The sequence below is a fragment of the Streptomyces sp. NPDC006365 genome, from assembly GCF_042870755.1.
In the GTDB taxonomy this organism is placed as follows: domain Bacteria; phylum Actinomycetota; class Actinomycetes; order Streptomycetales; family Streptomycetaceae; genus Streptomyces; species Streptomyces xiangluensis.
This window is the reverse complement of record NZ_JBIAHS010000018.1, coordinates 122568-140499: the sequence shown is the minus strand read 5'-3', so window position 1 is coordinate 140499 and position 17932 is coordinate 122568. Positions and strand designations below refer to the sequence as shown.

General features: G+C 65.7%; 9 protein-coding genes. 8 read left to right on the top strand and 1 reads right to left on the bottom strand.

Going from position 1 to position 17932, the window contains the following annotated elements; translation table 11 throughout:
- The first annotated feature begins 284 nt into the window (after positions 1-284).
- From ACFYO0_RS36010 to ACFYO0_RS35990, 5 genes are all read left to right on the top strand, one after another.
- Positions 285-5006 carry a sacsin N-terminal ATP-binding-like domain-containing protein gene (locus ACFYO0_RS36010; RefSeq protein ID WP_388684712.1) on the top strand — a complete coding sequence of 1574 codons (4722 nt, stop codon included), beginning with the start codon at positions 285-287 and terminating at the stop codon, positions 5004-5006.
- Complete coding sequence (locus tag ACFYO0_RS36005; RefSeq protein ID WP_388684709.1) at positions 5003-6520, top strand: NERD domain-containing protein; 1518 nt, start codon at positions 5003-5005, stop codon at positions 6518-6520. Before ACFYO0_RS36010 ends, ACFYO0_RS36005 begins: the two co-directional genes overlap by 4 nt.
- The gene (locus ACFYO0_RS36000; protein WP_388684706.1) at positions 6517-9690 is read left to right on the top strand and encodes a helicase-related protein; all 3174 of its coding nucleotides are present in this window, start codon (positions 6517-6519) and stop codon (positions 9688-9690) included. Before ACFYO0_RS36005 ends, ACFYO0_RS36000 begins: the two co-directional genes overlap by 4 nt.
- Complete coding sequence (gene drmB / locus ACFYO0_RS35995; RefSeq protein ID WP_388684703.1) at positions 9671-11473, top strand: DrmB family protein; 1803 nt, start codon at positions 9671-9673, stop codon at positions 11471-11473. Before ACFYO0_RS36000 ends, drmB begins: the two co-directional genes overlap by 20 nt.
- A gap of 172 nt (positions 11474-11645) precedes the next feature.
- Positions 11646-11834: a hypothetical protein gene (locus tag ACFYO0_RS35990; protein WP_266682749.1), complete on the top strand. Its 189-nt coding sequence runs from the start codon at positions 11646-11648 to the stop codon at positions 11832-11834.
- Here the strand turns inward: ACFYO0_RS35990 and ACFYO0_RS35985 are convergent.
- The gene (locus tag ACFYO0_RS35985) at positions 11815-12543 is read right to left on the bottom strand and encodes a very short patch repair endonuclease (protein WP_388684700.1); all 729 of its coding nucleotides are present in this window, start codon (positions 12541-12543) and stop codon (positions 11815-11817) included. The two genes, ACFYO0_RS35990 and ACFYO0_RS35985, sit on opposite strands and share 20 nt — an antisense overlap.
- A 237-nt stretch (positions 12544-12780) precedes the next feature.
- Here ACFYO0_RS35985 and ACFYO0_RS35980 point away from each other — a divergent pair, with 237 nt between their 5' ends.
- The 3 genes from ACFYO0_RS35980 (at position 12781) to ACFYO0_RS35970 (ending at position 17930) form a co-directional block, all read left to right on the top strand.
- Positions 12781-14064: a DNA cytosine methyltransferase gene (locus tag ACFYO0_RS35980; RefSeq protein ID WP_388684698.1), complete on the top strand. Its 1284-nt coding sequence runs from the start codon at positions 12781-12783 to the stop codon at positions 14062-14064.
- Between the two features lie 270 nt (positions 14065-14334).
- Positions 14335-16917 carry a Z1 domain-containing protein gene (locus ACFYO0_RS35975; protein ID WP_388684696.1) on the top strand — a complete coding sequence of 861 codons (2583 nt, stop codon included), beginning with the start codon at positions 14335-14337 and terminating at the stop codon, positions 16915-16917.
- Entirely contained in the window at positions 16914-17930 is a 1017-nt protein-coding gene (locus tag ACFYO0_RS35970) for a PD-(D/E)XK motif protein (protein ID WP_388684695.1), read from the top strand. Before ACFYO0_RS35975 ends, ACFYO0_RS35970 begins: the two co-directional genes overlap by 4 nt.
- The last annotated feature ends 2 nt before the right edge of the window (positions 17931-17932 follow it).

The following is a 17932-nucleotide window of genomic DNA, read 5'->3' as shown; positions in this document are numbered from 1 at the left end:
CGGCCGATCTTCACCGGCCGAGTGTGACCTTCGATGCCATTCCTCGATCCACTTATGTCGAACGGAATGCCAGCCTTCGTCGTGGGTTCCTACCTCCTGCCTCGAAGGACCGATCTGGTGATATGTAGTTGATGTGTCGGTGGCTCGGTCTAAAGTCCGTGGCAGGTCGATGGTGTGCGACGTGACGCGCTGTCGAGGCACGTGGGCGTTCGATGCTCAGGGGGCACGTAGGTGCAGGTTTGGCAAGGGAGCATTGCCGTGTCGGCAGCCAAGGCGGTGCAGTCGTGACTACGAAGCGGGCCGAGTGGGTCCCCGACGCGGGATTGGTTCGCGAGGTCGACGCCCTCTTCGAGCGGGCGATCAATTCGTATCGTGCGAATTCGAACCTGATCGCGGAGCACGCCAACCAGGAGGAATCCATCCGGGTCGGCGGTTACTCGAACCGCACGCTCCTGGAGTTGGTGCAGAACGCAGCCGATGCGATGTCGGGAGCCGCCGAGCACGAGGAGGGAGCCGGACGGGTCGAGATCGTCCTCGACCTCGACCGCCAGACCTTGTACTGCGCGAACGCCGGCCGTCCGTTCTCGCGCAGCGGTCTCACCGCGCTCGCCCATGCGCACCTCAGCGGCAAGAGAGGCGACGAGATCGGGCGGTTCGGGCTCGGCTTCAAGTCGGTGCTCGCGGTCACCGACGCTCCGCAGGTGTTCAGTCGATCGATCGCCTTCGAGTTCAACTCCCCCAGGGCGAAGGCTGAGATCGCGGCGATCGCTCCTACGTCCAGGAGGCTCCCGGTCCTGAGGACCCTGACTCGGATCGATGCCGAGGCCGAGTTCGACGAGGACCCCATCCTGGCGGAGCTGGCGGAGTGGGCGGTGACGATCGTCAGGCTGCCGCACGCGTCGAGGCTGGAGAGCCTCAAGAAGGAGATCGAGGAGTTTCGCTCCGAGTTCCTGCTCTTCGTCAATTCGGTGCGCGAGGTCCGGCTCCGGGTCGTCGGAGCCGACGCGGACTTCGTGACGAGCCATGTGTCGCGTGACCTCGGCGACGGCAGGTTCCGGATCGAGCGTCCCGACGGCGACCACGACGAGTGGTACGTCGAGAATCGGATGCATGCACCCAGCCCCGAGGCTCGGATCGAGGTCGGTGAAGCGGTGTCGCGTGACCGGATGAAGGTCACGGTCGCCATGCCGGCGCGCTTCGCCCAGCTGAGGACGGGCGAGTTCTGGTCGTACTTCCCGCTCCAGGACAGGACGTCGACGTCCGCCCTCTTCAATGCCCCCTGGAGCGTCAACGACGATCGCACCACGCTGCTCGAGAACACCTACAACCGAGAGATCCTCGTGACTCTCTCCGGGATGTTCCTCGACATGTTGCCGAAGGTCTCGTCCGTCGACGATCCTGCGGCGCACCTGGACTACATGCCGGCACGTGGTCGTGAGACCCACTCGTTCGGCGACGAGATCCTCTGTGCCCATGTCCCGCAGCTCGGATGCGAGAGGGCTCTGATCCCCGACGCGGCCGGTGCAATGCGCACGCCGCCGGAGCTCCGTCCTCTCGACTTCGGCGTCAGCGACGCCTCGGAGCGCGACCACGAAGAGTGGATCAAGTCGCCGCACACGGGCGGTGACGTGCCGCACTGGCGTTGCTATGCCAGCAATCAGCGTATGACCCGCTTGCGAACGCTCTACGTGTGCAGCGTCTCCTCCGCTTTCACCGACTCACGGCCCAGGGACGAGGCGAAGGCACTGGAGAGGATACGCAAGAGGGGCGTTCTGTCGTGGCTGCGTGAGTGGGCGGAGGGGACCGACGCGGCCTCTGCCGCGAAGGCGCTCGACTTCGTGCTGCGGAATCCCAGGGTCGACGGCATCGGCTCCGCGAAGGTCATACCCACGACCGACGGCATGAAGTCCATCAAGGATCGCGGCCAGGTCTTCCTCCATCGCGTGGAGGACATCGACGTCGAAGGATCGTGCTTCGTCGATCCGGATTTCCTCGCCATTCCCGGCATCGAGAAGAAGCTCAGTGACAGGGGATTCCGGGACCTGGATCCGCTCGCGATGTTCGAGGCCAGGATGGCCAAGCTGTCGCCGGAGTCGGAGGACGACGAGCTCCCGAAGTTCTGGGATGCAGCCACCGACGTGCCCATGGCGCAGGCGCAGAAGGTCGTGGCGGCCAACAAGGCGGGTGTTCTCAAGGTCCCGACACGCGACGGCGGCTGGGCATTGCCCGAGTATGTGCTGGACATCGACGGCCTCGGTGACGGCGCCCCTGATCGGGTGTTGGACCGGACGAAGTGCGTTCCCCAACTCGCCCATGCAGCAGGCGTCATCACCGAACCGGTGGCTTCGTATTCGGTCGAGGACGAGATTCATTTCGAGGACTACTGCCAGTACGTGCTGGACGAGCTGAACCGGAGGCTGGGGCCCGGAGAGCGTCCCGTCGAGCAGGTCGAGTTCGACAGGGGCGACGGTCCGGGTCCGTTTTCGGCGCTCCTCATGCTGAAGGAGGCGGAGGCGCCCGAGGGCATCCGCGAGCATTGGACGGAGCGTCTGCTCAGGCTTGACGAGGCGGGCCACTGGCTCTGCACGGACGTCGACACCGAGCTCACCCACCGAGTCGCCTCCCCCGTTCGATGGGCGGTGAACCGAGCCGGGCTGCTGAAGTCGACCCGCGGCTACAGAGCTCCGGGCCGTGTTGTCTCGGCATCGCTCGTCGAGTACGAGGCCCTGCTGCCTCTCTTCCGCGGACCGCGCCACGTCGAAGACGCTCTGGCGCTGCCGAAGGAATTGGACGAGGCCCCGGCGGAAGTCATGCGCGAAGCGCTCCAGGCGGAGGTCACCACGCCGATCAAGAACGGGGCGTTGACGGGGTTCGTCCTCACCGCCGCCAGGGTCGCGTTCCCGGAGGGGCGTCCGGCACACATCCCCGCCAGGGTGGGACGCGTCATCGAGGCGAGGCGGCCCGACGCGGTGTACTTGGCCACGACGGAGGAAGAACGTGCGTTCCTCAGCGTCAGGCAAAAGCCGTACCTCAGGGCGGACCCGGACGAAGCGGAGCTGCTCGTCGAAGCAGTCGGCTGCCGCAAGTTCGAGGACAGCTTCTCCTTCTCGCTGCTGGTCGACGGCCGGCAGGGCGAGGAGCGCGTCATCGACTTGTACACCGGGCTGCGTGCGACTTTCGTCGAGGACAAGGTCGTGAACGCGACCGTGGCGAAGGCCGTCCAGATCACGAAGCGCGTGACCACCGAGGACGGCGTCGAGGACCAAACGCTCGAGTGGCATCTCGAGGGGCTGACCCTCGTGGTCCGTGCGGACCTCGACGAAGAACGCGTTCTGCAGATCCTCAACGGCGCGTTCGACTTGCGCCTGTCGAACGCCGAGCTGAGCGACATCCTCCGAGCACGTGACGACCAACGTCTGGAGACACAGAGGCAAGCCGCCCGAGCCGCATCCGGTGATGCGGAGCGTCTTGAGATCTTCTTCGGTGACGACACGTTGAAGGAGACCCTGCCGAAAGGGCTCTGGCAGGCCCTCGAGAGTCAGGGCCTGGTGAACGACTCCACGTCCGTCGCGAAGCTCTTCCTAACCGTCTACGGCAGCGACTCGATCAGATTTCTTAAAGATCAGTTCAGCGCCGAGGGGTACACGGACGTTCCCACGACGTGGGCGGGGGGAGCGTCGACCGTCGCCTGGCTCCGGAAGATGGGGTTCGGCACGCAGTACGCCGGGCGTCGCAGTCGGCACCAGGACGAGGAGTTCGTCGTACCCGGTGCCGTGAAGCTCAACCCTCTGCACGACTTCCAGAAGGAGATCAGCCGGGAACTGAAGGAGGTTCTGACGTCCCGGGAAGCGGACGGTCGCGCACGCAAGGGCATGGTGGAGCTTCCGACGGGAGCCGGGAAGACCCGCGTCGCCACCGAAACCGTATTGCGACTCTTCGTCGACGGCGACATGAATGGAACCGTGCTCTGGATCGCGCAGTCGGAGGAGCTCTGCGAGCAGGCGGTGCAGACGTTCGACACCGTCTGGCGTTGGCTCGGCGACGAGCGTCCGTTGGCTATCGGCAGGCTCTGGAACTCCAACGTGGTCCACGAACCCGACACCGAGTTCAGCGTGATCGTGGCCACCGACGCCAAGCTCGACCGGGTGGCCGGCACCCCCGAGTACGAGTGGCTCAGTCGCGCGTCCGCGGTGTTCATCGACGAGGCGCACCGGGCGGGTGGGTCGAAGATGTACACGAAGATCCTCAGGTGGCTTGGAGTCGACGGTCGTGGCTGGGAACGGCCCCTGGTGGGCGTCTCGGCGACCCCGTTCAAGGGGAAGAGCGACGTCGTCACCAAGCCGACGGAGGATCTGGCGGCCCGCTTCGATCACCACATCATGAGGGCCTTCGGCGGTAACGCCTACGAAGAGCTATCGAAGAGGGGAGTCCTCGCCCGGGTCCGACACGAGGTATTGCCGGGCGTGGATGTCGCACTGAAGCCGGATGAACTCGAGCATGTGCAGGCGTGGCGCAAGCTCGAGCCCAAGGTTCTCGACCGCATCGGTCGGGACCAGGCCCGCATGCGGATTCTCGTGGAGCACATTCTGCTACAGGACCCGAAATGGCCGATCCTGGTGTTCACGCCGAACGTCCTGTCTGCCCAGGTCCTGGCCGCGACGCTTCGATACCGGAAGGTCACGGCAGAGGCGGTTAGCGGTCAGACCGGACGGCAGGCGCGCCGTGACGTCATCGAGAAGTTCAAGAGGGAAGAGATCCGGGTTCTGGCTAACTGCGATCTGTTGATCCAGGGCTTCGACGCACCGGGTGTCCGGGCCCTGTACATCGCGAGGCCGACGTTCAGTCCCAGCGCGTACATCCAGATGGCCGGCCGCGGTCTTCGCGGCCCCGCGAACGGCGGCAAGCCGGAGTGTCTCATCGTGGACGTCGAAGACAACTTCGGGGCGGTCAACGGCTTCCTCGGATACCGCGACTACGAAGACCTCTGGCGGAAGCAGGGAGCATGATCCTCGTACCGGACCTCGCCGACGTCGAGACCACGACCACCAGCACCGCCGAACGGCGGGTGGCCCGACTGCTGCGGGCGATCGACGGCCCCCACGACGCGGTCGCCTTCCACTCCGTGAAGCTGCGGAGTCACGCGACCAAGCAGCAGGGGGAAGCGGACTTCGTCGTGCTCTGGGACGGCGTCGTCATCATCATCGAGGTCAAGGGCGGGGGCGTCAGGAAGTACGACGGCGTCTGGTACTCCATCGACCGCCACGGCGACTGGAAGAAGTTGCGCGAGTCGCCGATGGACCAGGCGCAGTCGGCGATGTACGCGTTGCGCGACATCCTTCAGGAGGAAGGGGTCGGTTGGTTCGCGACCGAGGCCGTCGCCCTCACCCCCGACATCGACGCCCCTCCCGCTGCGGTCGAGTGGAAGGGAAGCCACTGGTGGGCCAAGGACCAGATGAGCATCGCAGCGATGACGGAAGCCTTCGAGAAGGTCGCCGGCGAGGCCAGGACAGCACCTTTCGGGATCAGGATTGCTCGGCCCGAGACGCTGCGGGCTCGCCTTTTCGGCGAGTTCACGCGGATGCCCGTCATCGATGCACAGCGAGGCGCCGTCATTGAGGAGCAGAACCGGGCGACCGAGGGCCAGGCACGGGTCCTCGCCGCGCTCTCCCGGAACCCGCGGATGCTCGTCTTCGGAGGTGCGGGCACCGGGAAGTCTTTGGTGCTGGCGGAAGGCGCGAAGCAGGAGGCGGGCGAGGGGAAGTCGGTCCTCATCACCTTTCACTCGCCCGCCCTCGTCGACTTCTTCGGCCCGCGGATCGAGGGCAGAGACATCGATCTTCTTCCGTTCGCAGACCTGTCCGGTGACAAGCAGTACGACGTCGTCTTCGTCGACGAGGCACAGGACCTCATGAACGCCGAGGGCATGGACGCACTGGACGCCGTGATCCGCGGAGGTCGCGAAGGCGGTCGGTGGAGGATGTTCCTCGACCCCAACAATCAGGCGCGCGTCGACGGGGAATTCGACCCGGACGTCTGCGAGCTGGTCAAGCAGGAGGCGCTCCAGTACGACCTGGACCGGAATGTTCGCAACACCCGGGCGATCGTCCACGTCGTGCAGGAGTACCTCGGCGCCGACGTCGGGGACCCGGGCATCGTCCACGGCGACCGAGTGGAATGGCGGTGGTCCGACGGGACGGCCGACGTCGCCGCGGCCGAAGTCGTGGCCCGGGACCTCATCACGAACGGTGCCCGCCGCCAGGACATCTGGATCATCAATGTCTCCAAGGACGCCGAGCCGCGAAGGAGCGAGGCCGGGTTTCTCGTGACGAACCCGCGGTTCGCTAAAGGGCTGGAAGCTGAGCACGTCATCGTCTGCGGTCTGCCCCGGGAATACGACGATCGGGGACTGGCCGCGTTCTACGTGGCAGTCACGAGGGCACGGGTCACGCTCCACGTGGTCGCGTCCAAAGAGGACAAGAAGCGGCTCCAGGATCTTCTTCGAAAGCAGGTCGGCAAGTGAACCTCACGGTGGCCCAGAAGGAGGCCCTGCAACACCTCCGAGCCTCCTACGTGGGGCCCGAGGCGGGAGACGAGGAGACCACGGCGAACCTGCCTCACCGGCAGTACGCCGTCGGCATGCTGTTCCCGGTCGAGGTCGAGGCTCGCGGGCCTCGCGGCGACGGGGACACGGATGAAGACGTCTCGGCCGACGTACCCGATGGAGAAGTCGAGGAGAACGGTGCCGGGGTCCCCCTGGCCGAGGACTGGAGGCCCTCGTCCGTCGCGATCTCCTTCGTCACCGACGGCGACTCCGTCGAGGTCGACTTCTCGTGCGGCACGTACGCCGTCGTCGACGGGGACGGGCCGCCCAGATGGCGACGTACCCCGTTCTCCGCCGGCGGCATCGAGCTCCGCCAGGAGAAGAAGGTTAAGCGCCTGTCCGTGTGCGGTGTTTTGGTCGAGATCGGGTCGCGTTGGCGCGACTTCCAGGGGCACTCGTTGGTCACCGTCCACGTACGGGTCCTGACCGAGTCCACGGGTGATGACCGACTCGACATCCCTGGGATGCTGTTCCAGGTCCGCCTAGCCGTCACTCCTTCCGCCGGTGCGGAAATTCGGGAGTACGACACGACGCGTTCGTTCGACGCCGACCCGGAAGCTGCCGAGCTGCGTCTGCGATACCGCAACCGAAAGGTCTACGCGGTCGGGCACGGAATGGCCGCGGGCTGGGAGTTCACGGCGGATCGTTGCTCCAGGGTTTACCTCGATCCCGTACCGGCCTTCGTGGTACCCGCCGTCGAGACCACGGGGTTCGACGAGGGGACGGCGGAGGCCCGCGCCTTGGAGTTGAGGCACCTCCAGCGGATCGACGAAGACCCCGAAGCGGTCCTTCGATCGCTGGACGCCTTCGTCGAGGCGTTCGCCGGCTGGGCATCCCTGCAGATGGAACGGGCGGAAGCGTTCGGCGACGACAGGACAGTGGCCGTACGAATCGCCGGACGTTCGCAGGAGGCGGTCGGCAGAATGAGGAAAGGCGTCGCCCTCCTCCGGGCACCGGAGCGGCAACACCTTCGAACGGCTTTCTCACTCGGCATGGCCGCCATGCGCCTTCAGCTGCAACAGGGGGCAATCAACCGAGAAAAGCTGGCAGATCAGGCTCCGGAGCCGCAGTGGCGACCGTTCCAACTCGGCTTCCTACTCGTATCGTTGGCTTCTACTGTCGACGAGAAGCACGAGGACCGAGATCTCGTCGACCTCATCTGGTTCCCGACCGGTGGCGGTAAGACCGAGGCATACCTGGGTCTCGCCGCGATCGAAATCTTCCGTCGACGGCTCGCCCATGGTGTGGCCGGAGGGGGAACCGCCGTCATCACCCGCTACACCTTGCGGCTCCTGACCGCTCAGCAATTCCAGCGGGCCGCGGCATTGGTCTGTGCGATGGAGAGGCTGCGGGCCACGGACGATCGGGCGAGGGGGATGGCGCCGTTCTCGATCGGTCTGTGGGTGGGCAACGAAGTCACCCCCGGTACGCGTGGCGAGGCGCGTGACGCGCTCAAGCGTCTTCAGAAGGCCGCACGTCCGGAAGAGGCGAACGAGTTCCAGGTCGAGAGCTGCCCGTGGTGTTTGACGCCGATGGTGCCGAAGCTCAGGAGCGACAAACCGCAGGACTACGGCATGCGCCTGGTGGGCCCGGACGTCGTACTCCATTGCGTCGACGAATCGTGCGAGTTCGCCGGTGAGCTTCCGCTCGCGGTCGTCGACGAGGTGCTGTACGAGGAACCGCCCACGATCCTGCTGGCCACCGTCGACAAGTTCGCGCGTCTGCAGTTCAGGCCGGAAGCCGGCAGGCTGCTCGGTCTCGGGACCACCTTCAAGCAACCGTCCATGATCATTCAGGACGAGCTGCACCTGCTTTCGGGACCGCTCGGGACCACCGTCGCCGTTTTCGATGCGGTGATCCAGCTCCTGTTGAGTCGGTCGGGATCCAGCCCCAAGATCGTGGCTTCGACGGCCACCATCCGCGCGTCCGAGGAGCAGGTGGAAGGTCTGTACGGGCGTGAAGTCGCCCTGTACCCACCGTCGGGACTCGACGACGACCGGACATTCTTCTCCCGCCCCGTGGAGAGCGGAGAAGGACGTCTCTACGTCGGCCTGATGCCACAGTCGGTCTCGCAGCCGTCGGCCGTCATCGCTGCCGTCACTCCCATGGTGGAGATGCCGGAGGCGCTTGCCGCCCGCGCTCCGTCCGCCGCGCCACGGGACGCGTACTGGACGCTGGTCATGTACCACAACAGTCTTCGTGAGCTCGGACGAACCGGAACGCTGGTCGTCGACGACGTCAACGGCCGCCTGGAGCCCCGCGCCGAGAGGCTCGGCTTTCCGCTGCGGCCCGTGGGGAAGGTCCTGGAACTGACGAGCCGCCGCGGAGCCGAGGAGCTGCCGAACGATCTGCGTGCGCTCCGGGTCAAGGCCGACGAGTCGGCGGATGCCGTTGACGTGGTTCTCTCGTCGAACATGCTCTCCGTGGGCATCGACATTCCGAGGCTCGCGCTGATGCTCATGGTGGGGCAGCCGAAGACCACGGCCGAGTACATCCAGGCCACCAGCCGTGTCGGGCGTGGAGACACGAAGGGCGTCGTCGTCACCCTGTTCCGGTCGAGCAGGGCCCGTGACCGGTCGCATTTCGAGACCTTCCGCGGCTATCACGAGGCTCTTTATCGGAGCGTGGAGCCCACGAGCGTCACGCCGTGGTCGTTGGCCTCCCGTGACCGGTCGCTCGCCGGCGCACTCGTGGCGCTGCTGAGGCAGTCGTTCACCGCACTCGCCCCGAACGACGCGGCGGGTCGGCTCGACCTCAAAGACGACAGGATCCGCGAAGCCCTCGATCGACTCGTCGACCGGTTCCTCGGTTATGTGACCCGCGCCGATGGTCTCGAAGCGGCGGAGACGCGCTCTGCGGTGTGGAGCCTTCTAAGGGATTGGGACCGACGGGCGGCGCAGGCACGCGAGGCGGACGAGCCCCTGTACTACCAGCGCACGAAGAACGATCAAGCAGCTCTTTTGAAGAGGTTCGGTCAGCCCGGTGAAGGGTGGCTCGTCGGAGACTCGATGAGGTCCGTGGAGCCCAACGTGGCGGTCGAGGTCCAGGAGCCGCAGGAGGAGGTGCACCGTGGAGAAGATCAGGCATGACCTGCGGCTCTCCGAGACGATCTCGCCGTTCGGTGTGGGAGCGATCGTCGATGTCCGAGGCGAGTCGCTCATGGCGCCGGACACGTCCTGGTGGGACAAGAGATTTGCCCATGAGATCAGCTGTGAACGTCTGATGGCACGCCTCGGTGCCGGCGTTTTGAGGCAACCGCCGGAACATGCGGGCCGCGCCGGCAAGGACACTCCCTCGCTGCCGTACTGGCGCTTTCCTGCTTGGCGGTTCTGCGAGCGCTGCGACAAGCTCTCGAAGCTGACGGGGAAGAAAAAGGGCAAGTGGAGCAACACCTGCGAGTGCGGCGGCGCGCTCGTGCCGATGCGGTACATCGCCGTCTGTCAGAAGGGCAGCCACGCCCAGGACGTCAACTGGTTCAAGTGGGCGCATCGTGGACGCGCGGCGAGTCTGAACGAAGCGGTCCGTTTCTGCCGTGATTACAAGTCGCTCAGGTTCCACAAGCTGGCCACCCGTGGCGAAGGTCTCGCGGCACTGGTGGTGAAGTGCTACGGATGCGGGAACGAGCGCAGGCTTGCGGAACTCGTGACGAAGGGGGCTCTACACCGGGACGGGATCCGTTGCAGGGGGCGGCAGCCCTGGGAGCCGGAGGACTCCGGGAAGAAGCCCTGCCCGTACGAGTTGGTGGCCGTGCAGCGCGGTGCCACGGGCAACTACATCGCCGAGAGGATCTCGGCTCTCGACATACCGGAAGAACGTCCACAGTCTGCGGAAGCGGCCGACAAGATCCGCGGACACGTGTTCTTCGAGAAGGTGGTGACGGACAACGGCGGACCCTTGTCGGAGCAAGTGGCGCAGTGGATCGCCGACGATCTCGGAGTGACGCCGGAAACCGTCCTCGCCGTGGCGGCGGGGGAGGAGACCGCGCCGGACGAGATGCTGCTCGACCTCAAGGACGGTGAGTGGGCGGCTTTCCTCAAGAAACTGGACGGTGGGCGCGACGGCTCGGGAAGCGACTTCGTCGTCGACGGGCGAAGCCTCGAAGGTGTCGCAGGACCGCAGAGCCTGCTCGGCAAGATCAGCGGTATCGGGCAGGTGCGCAGGGTCCGTGAGGTCCGTGCTCTGCGAGGATTCCGGCGTCACGATGCGGAAGCGGCGATGATCAGCGCCGATCTGGGGCCGGACCAACGGCGTTGGCCCACTTACCCGGCGATCGAGCTGTTCGGAGAGGGGATCTTCCTGCGGTTCGACGAGCGGAAGCTCGCCGCATGGGAGGCACAGCCGGAGGTGCAGGCGCGCGCCGGCATCCTCAAGGAGCGCAGGGCCGACTCTCCCTGGGCGGGCCGCCTCGACTTGCCGGAACCCAGGTACATCGCCCTGCACACTCTGGCGCACCTGCTCATCCGGCGGCTGGCGTTCGCAAGCGGCTATGCGTCCGCCGCGCTGCAGGAGCGGATCTACGCGAACTCCGACCGTACGGACAAGACCGCCGGAATCCTGATCTATACCGCGGCGGGGGACGCTCAGGGGACCCTCGGCGGCCTCGTCAGGCTCGGGGATCCAAAGAAGTTGGTCCCGCTCCTGGTGGCCGCCCTGGACGACGCGGACTTCTGTTCCAACGACCCGGTCTGCATCGAGAGCGACCGGCAAGGAGCCTCGCAGTTGAACCTCTCGGCCTGCCACGGTTGCTCCCTGGTGAGCGAAACCTCCTGCGAGACCGGCAACCGACTTCTGGATCGACAGCTAGTTCTGGGCGGAAGCGATGTGAGGGGACTGCTGGACGATGTTCTGCAGGAGGTCAGGCAGTCAGGGTGACGTGAGGTTCAAGGCCGCTCGGCTACGTGGAACGCAGACAGGGTTGCGAACCCGGACAGGGCGACACGAGATCCGCTCCGTTTGACGGCCCGCCCTCGCCGCAGGCTCGGTTCGGCCCGGACCGTGTTCCAGGCGAACGACAGGAGCCGGAGCCGCGTGCGATCCTGACGGAATGATCCGAGAACCAGCCGAGGTCGTGGTGCGTGAGGACGGCTCCGTAGAACTCCCCATGGGGATCCTCGTCGAGGCCGGCCTGGCCCCCGGCGCCCGACTTCTCGCCTACAGCGAAGGAGACGGGCGGATCGTGCTGCGAAGGGAGGCGGACGCCCTGGAGGACCTACTCAACGGGCGTCCGCTCTGAACACACGGGGGGCACGGTGGGCCTCCGCCTCGGCCAATCCGAGTCGCACGAGTGCCACCGCATCGTCGATCGGTGTGTGTTCCCAAACTCGGACCACGAACCAGCCGTGTTCCACCAGAAGTCTGTCCGTCTCCCTGTCACGGCTCTTGTTGCCCTCGATCTTCGGGGCCCAGAAGTCCCTGTTCGTTGCCGGGATATTCCTGTGAGTGGTGCAGCCGTGCCAGAAACAGCCATCCACGAACACCGCGACTTTGGCCTTGGTGAAGACCACGTCCGCGGTCCGGCGCAGCGTGGCCACCGGCCTGGCATTCACCCTGAAACGCCGCCCTTCCCGATGTAGCAACGAGCGGAGCCTTAGCTCGGGCTTGGTGTCGCGTCCCCGATTGGAACGCATAGAAGTCCGGGTACTCTTCGATGAGGCCCAGGAGTCCCCGGCGTCCTCCTCCACGAGGAGCCCGGCCTCGTCGGCTAGACGCCATGCAGCGCGGAGGTTCGTACTCCGGGTGCGATGGTCGACCTCGCCGAGGGGATGTCGGCGCCTACGTCCCGCGGTCGTCCACTCGAGCCTGGCGACGACGCGCCCCGTCCTTCGGGACGCGGTGAGCACGACGGTGGCGGGCACCTTAGTGCCGTCCTCGCCGCTTACGAGCCGCTTCGTGCGGCCTCCGGCGGCCCGGTCCTGCTCACGTGCGCGGTCGGTCCTCGTCATTCCGTCCCTGGGGCGCCAAGCGCGTGGGGGCGGAAGCTCGGGAGAAGCACGCCGTCGGCTACCGGGGCCGCCGGATGATCCGCTCGGATGGTGTCCAAGGTCCACTCCTCGAGCCTAAAGGGCTTGTGACCGGATGGAGTCGTTCGAATGGACCTGATCGGGGGCCGGCGCGAAACGTTGCTGAGCTGTAGAGTCACAAGATTGCCCTCGGGCCGGCCAGCCGGCTACAGTGCGCCAATGAGCCAACCACAACCCGAAGTCGGCGCCTCCACGGAAGAGGCTGGCGGCGATACCGGTCTCCCCCCGCTTAGGACGATCGACCTTTTCGCGGGCTGCGGCGGGCTGACCCAGGGTTTCGTGGACGCTAGGCACGGCGGCTGTACGGTGTACCGCCCCGTGGCGGCCGTCGAGCTTGATCGAGCGGCGGCGGCGACCTACGCGGTGAACTTCGCCGAGAAGTTCGGGGCACACATCCACCAGGGGGACATCGCCGAGTGGGTCGACGGAACCGGAGTGCTCCCGAAGGCCGACATCGTGTTGGGTGGGCCGCCTTGCCAGGGTTTCTCGAGGCTTGGCAATCAGGATCCGAACGATGTGCGCAACCAGCTTTGGCGCCATTACCTGAAAGTCGTCTCGACCGTCCGGCCGATGGCGTTCGTCATGGAGAACGTCGACGCCTTCAGGAAGTCTCCGGAGTTCGGACTTCTACTCGAGGAAACCCGCGATGGGGGTGTCCTCTCCGATTACCTCATCTACGACGATCTCCTCAACGCCGCAGATTACGGTGTGCCGCAGCGGCGCTTCCGCACGATTGCCGTCGGTATCCGTAAGGATCTGCGGGCCGATGTGGGCTCGAGCCGTCTGATCAAAGACCTGACGGACATGGAGCTGCAGGCCGCGCTTATCCCGGCTCCGTCGTCCGTTCCCGAGCGCACCGTATGGCAGACGATCTCCGACCTCGTACTTCGTAAGCTCTCTTCCGAGCTCCCCTCCCTGCAGGTGACCGTGAACGGACGTGAGATCGCCGGTTCCTTCTCTATGGACGAACTGCATTTGCGTCGAAACGGCATAAAGCCCATTTCTATGGCACGCTACCGATCCATTCCCGAAGGCGGGAACCGGTTCAACATCCCCTTCGAGCTGCTTTCACCCTGCTGGAAGAAGCACACGAGCGGTTCTGCGGACGTCATGGGGCGACTTCACCGCGACAAGCCGTCGGTCACCATCCGAACGGAATTCTTCAAACCGGAGAAAGGTCGCTACCTGCACCCGTGGCTACATCGCCCTATCACTCATCTGGAGGCGGCCAGACTGCAGGGCTTCCCGGAAACTTTCCGGTGGTGTGGAAGCAGGAGTGATATCGCACGACAGATCGGCAATGCCGTGCCCGTCGGGCTGGGGCACGCCATCGCCGAGCACCTTGCCCCGCTGCTACTCGCCCAGAGGGAACCGGAGTCGGGGAGTACGGTGAGGGCCCCCCGTGTGAAGAAGCCTCGGCGCAAGCTGGCGGCAGCCGCTTGACCGGTTGTGGGAAGCACCTTCGGTAACTCTCGTACGGGAAACATCTCGCAGCCGGTCCTGACCGTCGGCGTGACCGGATATAGAGTTGTTTCACTGGACACTGAGGTAGGGGTTGCAACCGCTGTTCTACACCTGGGGGTGAGGCGCGGTTGCGGCCCGGCCGACCTGACGTCCGCGGCCGACAGGGGCGCGGCACCGACCCCTTCGCACGGCGGCCGGACCGTAGGCCATCCCCCGATCGCGGAACGCCGTGGATCCGAGGGGTGGGACTTGCACGAGTTCGAGGATCAGTACGAGGCGTTCAAGCGCCTAATCAAGACCCACACGCCTGAGCAGGCGTTGGCGACGATCAAGCTCTTCGGCATGTCCGACGAGCTCGCCAAGCGAATAGCGGAGCGTCACCAGCGGGAAACCATCGCCATCCGCGAGAAGCGGGAACCGGGTTCCGTCGTCCGGAACAACCGTGAAACCTGGTACCTCGGCCCGCAGGAGGGCGACAGGTGCTGGCCGGCTCTCAGGAACCTGCTGGCGAGGCAGCGTTGGAATGAGGACGGCCTGGGGGATCTCGACTCCGCCTCCACAAAGGTAGTCTCCATGCTCGACCATCCGCTGGAGAGCTCCTTCTCTACCAGGGGCCTCGTGGTCGGCTACGTGCAGTCGGGGAAGACGAGTAACTTCACGGCGCTGATCGCGAAGGCGGCCGACGCCGGATACAAGTTCTTCATCGTCCTCGCAGGCATCCACAACGGCCTACGGCTGCAGACCCAGATGCGTCTGGAGCGGCAGCTCGTGGAACCGGTGATAGACCAGTGGCACCCGCTCACCGGGCGGCTCGGCGATTTCGAACCGCCTGCCGGTAACCCGGCTGCTTTCTTCGGCGACAGAAGCCAGCAGCATGTGCTCTGCGTGATCAAGAAGAACGTGCCTCGGTTGCGAAAGCTCAAAGCGTGGCTTGAGAAGGCGCCCGACTACCTGAGCAACTGCCCGACCTTGATCATCGACGACGAGGCGGATCAGGCCAGCGTCGCCTCGCGGAGTACCAACCCCCTCATCCGGGAGATCATCGATCTGTTCCCTCGTGGCGGGTACGTCGGCTACACCGCCACGCCCTTCGCCAATCTGTTGATCGATCCTGCCGCCAAGGACCTCTATCCCGAGGACTTCGTCGTCAACCTGCCGAAGCCGAAGGGGCACTTCGGAACCGAGGTCCTCTTCGGGCGGGAAGCTTTGGACGGCGAGGACCCGCAGGACGTACCGGACGGCTACGACATGATCCGCACGGTGCCCGAGGAGGAGGTGCCCCTCGTTCGCCCGGCGCGGGACGAGATCGAAGACTTCGTACCCGAAATTAGCGGTGCCCTGAGGACGGCGGTGCTGTACTTCTGGCTCGTCACCGCCGCACGAAGGGTACGCGGGACAGGTGTGCCCCACTCGACGATGCTCATCCACACCAGCGTCAGCACCCAGGTCCACGAGAGCTTCGAGTGGCCTCTGGAGAGGTTTCGTACCGACACGGCGGCGAACCTCGAGGCAGCCGACAAGGAACTCCTCGACGAGCTGCGGCAACTGTGGGAGACCGAACTCGCTCGGGTCCCCGGAAACGAGCCCGACTTCGGAGAGACACCCGTACCCTTTGACACCCTTCTGCCCAGGTTGGCCGGTGTCGTAGACGACTGTCGCATCGTCCTGGACAACTCGAAGAGTGTGAAGCGGTTGGATTACGAGACCGGACCGGTCGTCGCCATCGCGGTGGGGGGCAACACCCTGTCCCGCGGCCTGACTCTCGAGGGCCTCGCCGTTAGCTACTTCGTACGGAACGCCTCTACGTACGACTCCTTGCTCCAGATGGGCCGTTGGTTCGGATTCCGCGACGGGTACGCCGACCTGCCACGCATCTGGATGACGGACGCGATGCGCGACTGGTTCCGGCACATCGCCACCGTCGAGTCGGAGATGCGCCGCGACGTCGACGTGTACATGATTGAGGACAAGACGCCGACGACCTTCGCCGTCCGCATGCGCACTCACCCGTCACTCCGCATCACCGCGACCGGCAAGATGCGGGACGCGGTGAAGGCGAGCGCAGCGTACGGAGGCCAGCGGGTGCAGACCCGTTACTTCCGTACGCAGGACGCCGAGTGGTTGAAAACCAATCGACGGGCCGCCCACGATCTCGTCGACCGTTCCCTGCGTCTGGCGGGAGCCCGACACGAGGACAGGGGACCACAGGGCCGCCACGTTCTCCGAGGTGTGCCCTACGACATCGTCCTGGACTTCCTCGACGAGTACCACTTCCACGACAAGTCGTTGGAATGCGACGCGGGCCTGTTGCGCAGTTACGTCGAGCGCAGGGTGCGATCCGGTGGCGGTGGTGCGCTCAAGCGCTGGAACGTAGCGATCATCGGAAACCCGCTCGGCGGCGATCCGGACAAGCGGCACGAGTTCGCCCCCGGGATCGCCGTCGACCGCGTCATCCGAGCGAAGCTCGGGGAGAGCGGGAGCGATGCCGCCGACATCAAGACACTGATGAGCCGTCGCGACGCCGGCGTCGACCTCGACCTCAGCGCGTTGACGGAAATCAACGAGGCGGCTCTCAAAAACGCCAGGCGCGAGCAGGCACCGGACACCGCGCTGTTGACGCTTTACCCGATCGACGCACTCTCGCCGTCACCGACGAATCGCGAGAGTCGTGCCCCGCTCGACGCCGTCGACCACGTCATAGGTGTCGGCTTGGTCTTTCCGATGCCTCGGGGAGAGGACAGCGAGGTGGAGTACTACAGCGCCGACCTTTCCCGCGTACAGGACGACGAGGAGGAGGACCTCTCGTTGCTCTTCGAGGAGGACGACAGTTGAGCGGCGGCGCCGATCTGCGGCGAGTGCTCGATCGACACTGGGCCGAGTTGGGCCTGGCCCCGCTTGGTCGCGGGGCCGCCCTCAGGACCTCCCCGCTTCCCGTCGTCACCGAGCATGGGCCGGTCTCGGCGGCCACCGACGGCAACTCGTTGCGCCACCTGTTGATCCCCCTTCAGGGGCGTCGAAGGATCCCCACCGGGCGGATCGGCGGAACGCTGCGTGTCACCGAGCGGGCGTTGGAGGACGACGAGACCTACGGCCGTTTCGCGGACATCGTCTGCACCCGGAGGGACCTCGACGACGTCTTCACGGGCCTGTGCGCCGATGTCCTCGTGGCCCTTGAGGCGGACGGACGGCACCCCTATCGCACGACGTTGGCGGTTGTGAACCGATGGCGGCAGCTCTTCAGCGGTGTGCCCCGGACGTTCACCGAGGCACAGGAGATCGGCCTCGCCGGTGAGTTGTTGGTTCTGCTTCGCCTGCTCGATAAGGATCCGGGCGCCGTGCGGTTCTGGGCCGGTCCCGAAGGCGGACGCCACGACTTCTCCGACGGCCTCCACGCCGTCGAGGTGAAGAGCACCTACACGACGTCCGAACGCAGGACGTTCGACGTCCATGGGCTCGACCAGTTAGAAGCGCCGCAGGGCGGCCGCCTGGTGCTGGCCTGGCGCCGGTTCGAACGGACACCGCGAGGGCGCACCGTCGGCGAGCTCGCTGCAGAGGCCGCACGGCTGTGTGTCGATGAATCGGAGCTGTGGCTCCGACTGGCACATGTCGGTTACCGGCACGCACAGACGGACGACGAAGGGGCGCTGCGTGTGTCACCCGTCGAAGAACGTTGGTACGAGGTCGACGAGGTCTTCCCCCGATTCACGACGGCGTCATTGAAGGAACCGGTACCCGACGGTCTATTGGACGTCCGCTACACCGTCGATCTGGCGGGCGTCCACTCGCCGATGCTGGACGATGCGACCGTGGGCGCGTTTTTGAACGAAGTGGGGCGGACGTCATAACC

Coding starts and splice junctions, on each gene's coding strand:
- ACFYO0_RS35985 (WP_388684700.1), bottom strand. CDS start 12,543: ATGACGAGGACCGACCGCGCACGTGAGCAGGACCGGGCCGCCGGAGGC.
- ACFYO0_RS35980 (WP_388684698.1), top strand. CDS start 12,781: ATGAGCCAACCACAACCCGAAGTCGGCGCCTCCACGGAAGAGGCTGGC.
- ACFYO0_RS36005 (WP_388684709.1), top strand. CDS start 5,003: ATGATCCTCGTACCGGACCTCGCCGACGTCGAGACCACGACCACCAGC.
- ACFYO0_RS35990 (WP_266682749.1), top strand. CDS start 11,646: ATGATCCGAGAACCAGCCGAGGTCGTGGTGCGTGAGGACGGCTCCGTA.